We start from the raw sequence: 10,622 nt of genomic DNA, 5'->3' as shown, positions 1-10,622 counted from the left end.
CGAGAAGCGGAGGAACCGGTGACGCAGCACCCCCCGACCGCGGACGAGCTGCTCCGTGCGGTCACCGACACATTCGACATCCCGCCGGGCGAGGACGACAGCCTGATCGCCTGGGGCCTGGATTCCATCACCCTGATGCGGATCGCCGGCGGCTGGCGCCGCCAGGGGGTCCGGATCGGCTTCGCCGAGCTGGCGAAGGAACCGACCCTGCGCGCCTGGCGCACCCTGCTCCACGCCCACCTCCCCGACCCCGGCGCACAGCCGGCCCCCCGGCCCGCACCGCCCCCGGCCCCCGCCGCCCCCGGCGAGCCGTTCCCGCTGGCGGTGATGCAGCACGCCTACTGGATCGGCCGCGGCGAGGAGACCACCCTCGGCTCCGTCGCGGCCCACCTCTACGTCGAGTTCGACGGCACCGGCGTCGACCCCGACCGCCTCGACACGGCCGTCCGCGCGCTGGCCGAACGGCACGCCATGCTCCGCGCCCGCTTCACCGACGACGGACGCCAGCAGATCCTGCCCGCGCTCACCCGCCCGCCGACCACCGTCCACGACCTGCGGCGCATGGACGAGAAGTCGGCCGCGGCCCGGCTGGAGGAGCTGCGGCAGGCCTGCTCGCACGCCCGGCTCGACATCGAGGCGGGCGAGGTCTTCGCCGTCCGGTTGTCGTTGCTGCCGGAGGGCCGCAGCCGGCTGCACGTGGACGTCGACATGCTCGCCGCCGACGCGCTCAGCTACCGGGTGCTCCTGTCCGACCTGGCCGCCCTCTACGACGATCCGGCCGCGGCCCTGCCGCCGATCCGCACCGGCTACCCCGACTACCTCGCCGAGCGCGCCGAGGTGCGGCGGCTGAGCCGTGAGCAGGCCCGCGACCGGTGGCGGCGCCGGGTGCCCGAGCTGCCCAGCGCCCCCGACCTGCCGCTGGTGCCGGAGGCGGAGCGGGCCGACCCGACGCGGGTGGCCCGGCGGCACCACTGGCTGCCGCCCGAGGAGAAGCACCGGCTGACCGCCCGCGCCCACCAGCACGGCCTCACCCCGGCCATGGCGGTCGCCACCGCCTTCGCCGAGGTGCTGGCGGCATTCGGCGGCCGGCACCGGTTCCTGCTGAACGTGCCGATGTTCGACCGCCGGGGCTCCCACCCCGACGTCGACCTGCTGGTCGGCGACTTCACCAGCTCCGTGCTGCTGGACGTCGACCTGACCGGCGACGCGCCGTTCGCCGAACACGCCCGGCGCCTCCAGGACCGGATGCACACCGACGCCGCCCACGCCGACTACTCCGGCGTGGAGGTGCTGCGGGACCTGTCCCGGCACCGCGGTGAACAGGTCCTCGCGCCCGTGGTGTTCACCAGCGCGCTCAACCTGGGCGAGCTGTTCGACGCGGGGGTGCGGCGCCACTTCGGCGAGCCGGTGTGGATCGTCTCGCAGGGCCCGCAGGTGCTGCTCGACGCCCAGGTCACGGAGGTCGACGGCGGGCTGCTGGTCAACTGGGACGTCCGCGAGGACGCCTTCCCGGCCGGCCTCGTCGACGCGATGTTCGCCGCCTTCCACGGGCTGGTGACCCGGCTCGGCACCGACGACACCGTGTGGCAGACACCGGTGCCCGCGCTGCTCCCGGCCGACCAGCGGGCGGTGCGCGCGGCCGTCAACGCCACCGACGGCCCGCGCGGCCGGCTGCTGCTGCACGAGGGCTTCTTCGCCCGCGCCGCCGAGCGGCCGACCGCCCCGGCACTCCTGTGGGGCACCCGCGGCGTCCTGTCCTACGGCGAGCTGGCCGACCGCGCGCTGCGCGTCGCCGCCGCCCTGGGCGCGCGCGGCGTGCGCCCAGGTGACACGGTCGCGGTCGGCCTGCCCAAGGGCCCCGACCAGATCACCGCCGTCCTCGGCGCGCTGGCCGCGGGCGCCGCCTATGTGCCGATCGGCGTCGACCAGCCGCCCGCCCGCCGCGACCGCATCCGCGCCACCGCCGGCTTCACCGTGGCCCTCACCGACGGCCGCCCCTTCGACGGCGCCGACGCCCTGCCGGTCGCCGAGGCGCTGCGGCACGCACCGCTGCCGGGTCCCGTGCCGGGGACGGCGGAGGACATCGCCTATGTGCTGTTCACCTCCGGCTCCACCGGCGAGCCCAAGGGCGTGGAGGTCCCGCACCGGCCCGCCGTCAACACCCTCGACGACCTCACGGCGCGCTTCGCGGTGGGCCCCGGCGACCGCTGTCTCGCCCTGTCCGCCCTCGACTTCGACCTCTCCGTCTACGACGTCTTCGGGCTGCTCGGCACGGGCGGCGCGGTGGTGCTGGTCGACGAGGACGACCGGCGGGAGGCGCGCCGGTGGGTCGACCTGGTGCACGCCCACGGGGTCACCGTCGTCAACTGCGTGCCGGCGCTGCTCGACATGCTGCTGCTCGCCACCGGTCCCGGTGAACTCGCCGGGCTGCGGGTGGTCCTGCTCGGCGGTGACTGGGTCGGCACCGACCTGCCCGCCCGGCTCGCCGAGCGCGCCCCGGGCTGCCGGTTCGCCGGTCTCGGCGGCACCACGGAGACCGCGATCCACTCCACCGTCTGCGAGGTGACCGGCGGTCATGTCCCCGCGCACTGGCGGGCGGTGCCGTACGGCACCCCGCTGCGCAATGTGCGCTGCCGGGTCGTCGACGGGCGCGGCCGGGACTGCCCGGACTGGGTGCCGGGCGAGCTGTGGATCGGCGGTGACGGGGTGGCGCGCGGCTACCGCGGCGACCCGGCGCGCACGGCGGAGCGGTTCGTCGAGCGGGACGGGGTGCGCTGGTACCGCACCGGGGACCTCGCCCGCTACTGGCCCGACGGCACCCTGGAGTTCCTGGGCCGCCGCGACCACCAGGTCAAGGTGCGCGGTTTCAGGATCGAACTCGGCGAGGTGGAGGCCGCCCTCGCCCGTCATCCGGCCGTCCGGTGGGCCGTGGCCGGGCTGACCGGCGAGCCCGGCGTCCAGCTGGCCGCCGCGGTGGCCGCAGGGGCCGCGGTGACCGAGGAGGCGCTGCGCGACTGGGTGCGGCGGGCGCTGCCCCCGCACATGGTCCCGGCGCGGATCGCCGTCACGGAGGAACTGCCGCTCACCGCCAACGGAAAGCTCGACCGGCGGGCGGTCCGCGAGCTGTGGGAGGCGGCTGCGGGCGAGGCCGCGCACCGGGCGCCGGGCACCGCGCTGGAGACGGTGGTGGCCCGGGTGTGGGCGGACGTGCTCGGCGTCGACCGAGTGGGCCTCGACGACGGGTTCTTCGCCCTGGGCGGCGACTCGGTGCTCGCCACGGTGATCGTCGCCCGGCTGCGCGCGGCCCTGGACACCTCCGAGGTGTCCGTGCGGTCGCTGTTCGCCGGGCTCACGGCCGGCGGGATGGCCGAGCGGCTGGCCGCCGGGGAGCGGACGCCGGGGCGGCTGGAGCAGGTGGCCGCGATCCAGCTGGAGATCGAGGGCATGTCGGCGGAGGAGGTCGACTCCGCGCTGCGCGAAGGCTGACGGCACGAAGCGGCGGGGCGCCTCGCGCGCCCCGCCGCTCCGCCTCCTCCGCCCCCGGCTACTCGTCGAGCTTGGCGAAGCCCGGTTCCAGGTTGTCCAGCGCCCACGGGATGCCGAGCGCGGACGGGCTGCGCAGCTGGCTGATGGTGGACACGTCGGTCACCACGTAGTGGTCCTCCTTGACCGCGTCCATGTTCTTGACCAGCGTGCTGGCCTCGAACGCCTTCCTCAGCTCGGGTGTGGTGAAGGCGATGACGACGAGGTCGGCGTCGAGCTTGTCGAGCTGCTCGGAGGAGAGTTCGCCGGTGGGGCTGCCGCTGACCGTCTTGATGTCCGTCACCGACTCGGTGAGCCGCAGGCCCAGTTCGCTCATCAGCTTGGCCGCGAAGTCGTCCTCGGAGGCGATGGTGAAGATCTTGGCCGGTGTGTTGCCGATGGACAGGCTGTAGGTCTTGCCGGCCAGTCCGGGGTGCTTCTCCTTCACGTCGGCGATGGCGGCCTCGGTGTCGGCGACGACCTGCTCGCCGCGCTCCTGCCTGCCGACGGCCTTCGCGACCACCTGGACGTGCTCCTGCCAGGTCTGCGAGCCCCAGGCCGTCTCGAAGCCGATGGTGGGCGCCACCGCGGCGAGCTTGTCGTAGTTCTTGTCCAGCTGGAAGTCGGAGGTGGCGAGGATCAGATCGGGCTGAAGGGCGGCGACCTCCTCGTAGTCGACGCCGTTCATGGTGTCGAGGAGCTTGGTCCGCCCGGTGTCGACCTCGTCCTTGAGCCAGGGGTGGATGCCGTCGGCGGCGAAGGCGTCCTTGGACATGGCGACGGGGTGCACGCCGAGGGCGTAGAGCGCGTCCACGTCGTCCGTGCCGCCGTCGCCGATCACCACGATCCGCTCGGGTGCCTGCTTGATCTCGGTGGTGCCGAACTTGTGCTTGATGCTCACCGGGAACGCGTCGGAGGAGGCCCCCGCCCGCGTCCCGCCCGGCGACCCGTCGCCCTCCTCGTCGTCCGCCACGGAGCCGCAGGCGGCCAGCCCGGCGGCCAGACAGACGGTGAGCAGGGTCCTCAGGAACGGTCTCGACATGTACAGCGCCCCTTTTCCGCCAGGTACGGGCAAATGCGTACGGTCGTCAGCGAAGCAAGGAAAGCCTTGCCTCAGTGAGCAGCGCCGGTCAAGTGCCATGTGACACGCACACATTGACGATCCGTCATTGTTCGAGCGAGCCGGTGAGATAGCCGCCCATCGTCCGGAACCAGTCGGTCGCCGCGTACTCGGTGCCGTCGTCGGTGCGCAGCCGCCGGATCAGCAGTCCGGGGTTGCGGCCGGTGTGGGCGTCGGCGCCCGCGACCACGACCACGCCGTCCCCCTCGCGGATGAAGATCCGGCCCGGTGTGCCGCCGTAGCGGCCCTGTGAGGCGGCGGCGGAGACGATCCGCAGCCGCTGCCCGCGGTGGAAGGTGTACGCGTTCGGATAGGGGTCCGACTGGGCGCGCACCAGGCGTTCCAGCCGTTCGGCGGGCCAGGTCCAGTCGATCAGGCTGTCCCGCGCGGACCGCTTGTGGAAGAAGCTCGCGCGGCTGCGGTCCTGCGGCTGCCAGAGGCCCGCGTCCCTGCCGGAGGCGATGAGGTCGAGCGACTCCCGCACGATCGGGGCGATCAGGTCGACGGTCCGGTGGAACAGATCCGTCACGGTGTCGGTGGGCCCGACCGGGATCGCGCGCTGGATCAGGACGTCCCCGGCGTCGAGTTCGCCGTTCATGCGGTGCGCGGTCACCCCGACCCGTTCCTCGCCGTTCAGCAGCGCCCAGATCAGGGGCGAGAAGCCGGCGTAGGCGGGCAGCAGCGAGTCGTGGATGTTGAGCGTGCCGTGCGGGGGCAGGTCGAAGACCTCCGGCGGCAGCCAGGTGCGCCAGTTGTTGGCGACGATGATGTCCGGGCGGGCCGCCCGCAGCGCGGTGAGGAGTTCGGGGTCGTCGGGGCGGTTGCGCAGCAGGACCGGGACATCGTTCTTCTCGGCGAGTTCGGCGACGTTGTCGTCCCAGATCTTCTCGTAGGCGTGGTCGCTCCTGGGGTGGGTGACCACGAGGGTGACCTCGTGATCGGAGTCGAGCAGGGACTGGAGCGTGCGGTGACCCCAGGTCTGGTACCCGAACATGACGACGCGCATGACGGTTCTCCCCTCCGGCGGCTCCATTGCAAGGTAAGGCTTACCTTATCTAACATGTGGCTGCCTGAGGGAGGCGATGCCACGGTGAAATCACCGCTCAAGGGATCGGACTCGAACAGCATCCACGACGTTCTCGGAATAGGCTTCGGCCCGTCGAATCTCGCCCTGGCCATAGCGATCGAGGAACACAACGCGTCACTTCCGGCGGAGCGGCAGCTCAACTCCCTGTTCCTGGAACGCCAGCCGGGCTTCGGCTGGCACAAGGGAATGCTCATCGACGACGCGACCATGCAGGTGTCCTTCCTCAAGGACCTCGTCACCCTGCGCGACCCGGCCAGCGACTTCAGCTTCCTGTGCTTCTTACGGGAGCGCGGCCGGCTGGTCGACTTCCTCAACCAGAAGACGCTCTTCCCGCTGCGGGTGGAGTTCCACGAGTACTTCGCCTGGGCCGCCGAACGCGTCCGCCACCTGGTGGCCTACGACCACGAGGTGACCGCCATCGAACCGGTGCGCGACGAGACCGGCACCGTCACCGCCTTCGACGTCGTCTGCCGCGACCCCGAACACCCCGGCCGCACGGTGACCCGCCGCGCCCGCGACCTCAGCGTCGCCGTCGGCCTCGAACCCCATGTGCCGCCCGGCGCCACCCTGTCCGACCGGGTCTGGCACAACAGTGAACTGCTGCCCCGCGTCGCCGAACTCTCCGCGCAGCGCGCCCCGGTGCGCCGGGCGGTCGTACTGGGCGCCGGTCAGAGCGCCGCCGAGACCGTCGACTACCTGCACCGCTCCTTCCCCGACGCCGAGATCTGCGCGGTCTTCGCCAAGTACGGCTACACACCCGCCGACGACAGCCCCTTCGCCAACCGCATCTTCGACCCGGAGGCGGTGGATGTCTACTTCACCGCCCCTTCCGAGGTGAAGCAGTCCCTGTTCGACTACCACCGCTCCACCAACTACTCGGTGGTCGACATGGACCTCATCGAGGCGCTGTACGCCACCGCCTACCAGGAGAAGGTCACCGGCCGCGAGCGGCTGCGCTTCCTCAACGTCTCCCGCATCCGCGAGGTCCGCACCCGCACCGACGGCTCACTCGACGTCGCCGTGGAGTTCCTGCCCACCGGCGAACTGCGGGCCCTGCGCGCCGATCTGCTGGTGCACGCCACCGGCTACCGGCCGCGCGATCCGGCCGCCCTGCTCGGCGAGGCGGCCAAGGTGTGCCTGCGCGACGACGGGGACGCCCTCCGCGTCACCCGCGACCACCTGGTGGAGACCGCGCCCGACGTCACCGCCGGCATCTACCTCCAGGGCAGCACCGAGCACACCCACGGGCTGACCTCGTCCCTGCTGTCCACCACGGCGATCCGCGCGGGCGAGATCCACCATTCCCTGCTCGCCCGCCGCACGGCCCGGCCCTGACGATCCGTCACCCCGGCGCACGTCACAGGCCCGGCAGGTCCCAGGCCCGTCACCTCCTCGGGCCGTGCGTCCAGCGGCCACCCAGCAGCGTGGCGTGCACGGGCATCTCCCGCAGGGTGCTCGTGCCGGCGGTCAGCGGATCGACGTCCACCACCACCAGGTCGGCCGGATCACCGACCCTGATCAGCGCCCGCCCACGGGCCGACGCGGTGAGCGCCGCCCGCACCGGTATCGCCTGCTCCGGATGCCAGGCGGGCCGCTCGTCACCGGTCCGCCCGACCGCCGCCGCGACACCCAGCCACGGGTCCAGCGGGGACACCGGGGCGTCCGAACCGAACTCCAGCCGCGCCCCGGCGGCCAGCAGGTCCCCGTAGGCGAACGCCCGCCCGGTGCGCCCCGCCCAGTGCCGGTCCGCCACGTCCCGGTCGTCCGGGGCGTGCGCGGGCTGCACCCCCGCCGTCACCCCCAGCGCGGCGAACCGCGGCACGTCCTCGGCGGTCAGCAACTGCGCGTGCTCGATCCGCCCCCGGCAGCGCACCGCCGCGAACGCGTCCAGGGCCAGGGTGTTGGCCCGGTCCCCGATGGCGTGCACCGCGGGCTCGACGCCGTGCCCGGCGGCCCGCCGCATCAGCCGCACCAGCTCCTCGTACGGCGTCTGTGTGATGCCGTATGCCTCCTCAGTGCCCTCCAGGCCCGGATACGGGTCGCGGCACAGCGCGGTCCGCGTGTTGAGAGAGCCGTCCGTGAACAGCTTCAGCGGGCCGACCCGCACCAGGCCGCCGGTGCCGGGCAGCACGTCACCGGTGCGCAGGCCGCGGCCGATCGCCGCGTCCAGGTGCTCCGGATAGACGGCCGCCTCCACCAGCACGGCGAGCGGCGCGACGGCGGCACGGCGGGCCCAGTCGGTGAGGTTGTCGGCGTAGTGGAAGTCGACGACCGCGGTGACGCCGCGCGCGGCGGCCGCCTCGCAGGCCTCGGCGACCCACCGGTCGAGGGTCTCCTCGGGCACCTCGGGCAGCGCCGCGACCGCCGAGAAGCACTCGTCCTCCCGCAGCACCCCGGTCGGATGCCCGCCCCGGCCCACCAGCGCGAGCCCCGCCGAGTTCAGCCAGGCCGCGTGCAGATCGGCGCTGAGCAGCGCGACCGGACGGTCCGGGCACACCGCGTCCAGCGCTGCCTTGTGCGGCGCGTCGGGCCACAGCCCGTCCCGGAAGCCGTACCCGGTCAGCACCCTTGCCCCGTCCGGCACGGCCGCCCGCAGCCGGACCGCCTCGGCGACCGCCCGCGCGGATCGCGCACCGGACAGATCCAGCCGGTGCCGCACGCTCGCCCACTGCGCGGCGTGCACATGGGCGTCCACCAGGCCGGGCAGGACGACCCGCCCCGCCAGGTCCACGACGGCCTCCCCGACCTCCGTCCCCAGCTCGCCGGCGTCCGCCGCCACGGCGGCGATCCGGCCGCCCGCGATCCGCAGCGCGCCCGGCGGCCCGCCCGCGCCGATCCGCACCCCGGTCAGGGTCAGCGGCGGCGGCGCCGGCGCGGCGGCGGTGCGAGGGCGCGGTACGCCGTCGAGGCTCGTCATACGGACTCTCCCGAGGGGCGGGCGACGGTCAGCCGAGCGCGCGGTCCAGGTTGAACGCGGCACTGATCAGGGCGAGATGGGTGAACGCCTGCGGGAAGTTGCCCTGCTGCTCACCGGTGTGGCCGATCTCCTCGGCGTACAGACCCAGGTGGTTGGCGTAGGTCAGCATCTTCTCGAAGGCCAGCCGTGCCTCGTCCACCCGGCCGGCGTGCACCATCGCCTCGACGTACCAGAACGAGCAGATGGAGAAGGTGCCCTCGTCGCCGCGCAGTCCGTCGGGGCTGGCCTCCGGGTCGTAGCGGTAGACCAGCGAGTCGGAGACCAGCTCCTCGGTCAACGCGTCCAGCGTGGACAGCCACTTGGGGTCGGTCGGCGCGATGAACTTGGTCAGCGGCATCATCAGCACCGCCGCGTCCAGCACGTCACCGTCCTCGTACTGCATGAACGCCTGCCGCCGCTCGGACCAGCCGCGGCTGTGGATCCGCCGGTAGATGGCGTCGCGGACGGCCTGCCAGCGCGGCAGGTCGGCGGGCAGACCGCGGCGGTTGGCCATCCGGATGGCCCGCTCGATCGCCACCCAGCACATCAGCCGCGAGTACAGGAAGTTCTTGCGGCCGCCGCGGGTCTCCCAGATGCCCTCGTCCGGCTGGTCCCAGTGCTCGCACACCCAGTCGACCAGCGCGGACACGTCGTCCCACTGGGCGGAGGAGATGGGCTTCGCCCACTTGTCGTACAGGTAGATGGAGTCGATGAGCGCGCCGTAGATGTCCAGCTGGAGCTGTTCGGCGGCGGCGTTGCCGACCCGGACCGGGGCGGAGCCCTCGTGGCCCTCCAGGTGGTCGAGTTCACGCTCGGTCAGATCGGTGCGGCCGTCGATGCCGTACATGATCTGGAGCGGGCCGGAGGCGTGTCCGTCGCCCGGACTGATGTGCCGGGTCACGAAGTTCATGAAGGCCTCGGCCTCGCCGGTGAAGCCCAGCCGCAGCAGCGCGTACACGCAGAACGCGGCGTCGCGCACCCAGACGTACCGGTAGTCCCAGTTGCGCTCACCGCCCGGCTGCTCGGGCAGGCTGGTCGTCGGGGCGGCGACGATCGCGCCGGTGGGCGCGTAGGTGAGCAGCTTCAGGGTGAGCGCCGAGCGGTGCACCATCTCCCGCCAGCGGCCCCGGTACTTGGACTGCGACAGCCAGCGCCGCCAGTACTTCACCGTGGCGTCGAACTGCTCCTCCGCCTCCAGCCGGGCACAGCGGCGCGGGGACACCTGCCCGCCGACCTGGTCGAGCGCGAACACCGCGGTCTCGCCCTCGGCCAGCTTGAACTCCGCCCGCGCGTCCTGCCCGTCGGCCTCCAGCGGCACCGTCGCGGTGAGCGCAAGGGACAGCGCGGGCGACTCGAAGACCGCCACCTCGCCGTCCATGCGCAGGGTGTGCGGCTGGGTGCCGAAGTCGAAGCGCGGCGCCACCCGGGTGCGGAAGACGACCGAGCCGCGCACGCAGATCACCCGCCGGATCAGCCGGTGCCGGTCGGCCTCCGCCGCCTCGCCGATGACCGGCATGAAGTCCTGCACCTCGCCCACGCCGTCCTCGGTGAAGAAGCGGGTGATCAGGACGTTGGTGTCCGGGAAGTAGAACTGCTTGGTCTTCGCCGGGCCGGCCGCGGACAGCTGGTAGGAGCCGCCGCGCTCCGCGTCCAGGATGGAGGCGAAGACGCTCGGGGCGTCGAAGGCGGGGCAGCAGTACCAGTCGATCGTGCCGTCCGTGCCCACCAGGGCGACGCTGCGAAGATCGCCGATCAGGCCGTGCTCGGCGATCGGCAGATAGCGCGATCCTCCGGAAGTGTCGTCCCTCGGTGCCTCTGCCATCGCAGCCTCCCTCGAACGGTCCGCCCCAGCGCGAATTCCAGCTTAGGCCGGTCACCAGAGCCGAACGCACGGAATCGATCAGTCCGCGAGCCCGGCGCGATCAGGGCTCGATGAT

At 73.0% G+C, this 10,622-nt stretch carries 6 protein-coding genes; 2 read left to right on the top strand and 4 right to left on the bottom strand.

Annotated elements, in window-relative coordinates:
- Window positions 1-18 precede the first annotated feature (18 nt).
- Entirely contained in the window at window positions 19-3,486 is a 3,468-nt protein-coding gene (locus ABT232_RS22815; protein ID WP_351842732.1) for a non-ribosomal peptide synthetase, read from the top strand.
- A gap of 58 nt (window positions 3,487-3,544) precedes the next feature.
- Here ABT232_RS22815 and ABT232_RS22810 read toward each other — a convergent pair whose 3' ends face one another.
- Both ABT232_RS22810 and ABT232_RS22805 read right to left on the bottom strand, forming a co-directional pair.
- Window positions 3,545-4,564 carry an ABC transporter substrate-binding protein gene (locus ABT232_RS22810; RefSeq protein ID WP_351842730.1) on the bottom strand — a complete coding sequence of 340 codons (1,020 nt, stop codon included), beginning with the start codon at window positions 4,562-4,564 and terminating at the stop codon, window positions 3,545-3,547.
- A 124-nt stretch (window positions 4,565-4,688) separates the two neighbouring features.
- Entirely contained in the window at window positions 4,689-5,648 is a 960-nt protein-coding gene (locus ABT232_RS22805; RefSeq protein ID WP_351842728.1) for a methionyl-tRNA formyltransferase, read from the bottom strand.
- Window positions 5,649-5,732: 84 nt separating this feature from the next.
- Here ABT232_RS22805 and ABT232_RS22800 point away from each other — a divergent pair, with 84 nt between their 5' ends.
- Window positions 5,733-7,064, top strand: coding sequence for a lysine N(6)-hydroxylase/L-ornithine N(5)-oxygenase family protein (locus ABT232_RS22800; protein ID WP_351842726.1), 1,332 nt, complete (start codon window positions 5,733-5,735; stop codon window positions 7,062-7,064).
- A gap of 49 nt (window positions 7,065-7,113) precedes the next feature.
- On the opposite strand, the gene ABT232_RS22795 is transcribed toward ABT232_RS22800, so the two are convergent.
- The gene (locus ABT232_RS22795; protein WP_351842724.1) at window positions 7,114-8,646 is read right to left on the bottom strand and encodes an amidohydrolase; all 1,533 of its coding nucleotides are present in this window, start codon (window positions 8,644-8,646) and stop codon (window positions 7,114-7,116) included.
- Window positions 8,647-8,674: 28 nt separating this feature from the next.
- Window positions 8,675-10,507, bottom strand: a complete 1,833-nt coding sequence (locus ABT232_RS22790) for a glycoside hydrolase family 15 protein (RefSeq protein ID WP_351842722.1) — start codon at window positions 10,505-10,507, stop codon at window positions 8,675-8,677.
- Window positions 10,508-10,622: the final 115 nt, after the last annotated feature.

The sequence above is a fragment of the Streptomyces sp. NPDC001532 genome, from assembly GCF_040298625.1.
Lineage (GTDB): Bacteria > Actinomycetota > Actinomycetes > Streptomycetales > Streptomycetaceae > Streptomyces.
This window is presented reverse-complemented; position numbering and strand designations above follow the sequence as displayed.

What these genes read in the sequence shown, in the direction of transcription:
- ABT232_RS22805 (WP_351842728.1), bottom strand. Translation starts at nt 5,648, where the DNA reads ATGCGCGTCGTCATGTTCGGGTACCAGACCTGGGGTCACCGCACGCTC.
- ABT232_RS22790 (WP_351842722.1), bottom strand. Translation starts at nt 10,507, where the DNA reads ATGGCAGAGGCACCGAGGGACGACACTTCCGGAGGATCGCGCTATCTG.
- ABT232_RS22795 (WP_351842724.1), bottom strand. Translation starts at nt 8,646, where the DNA reads ATGACGAGCCTCGACGGCGTACCGCGCCCTCGCACCGCCGCCGCGCCG.
- ABT232_RS22810 (WP_351842730.1), bottom strand. Translation starts at nt 4,564, where the DNA reads ATGTCGAGACCGTTCCTGAGGACCCTGCTCACCGTCTGTCTGGCCGCC.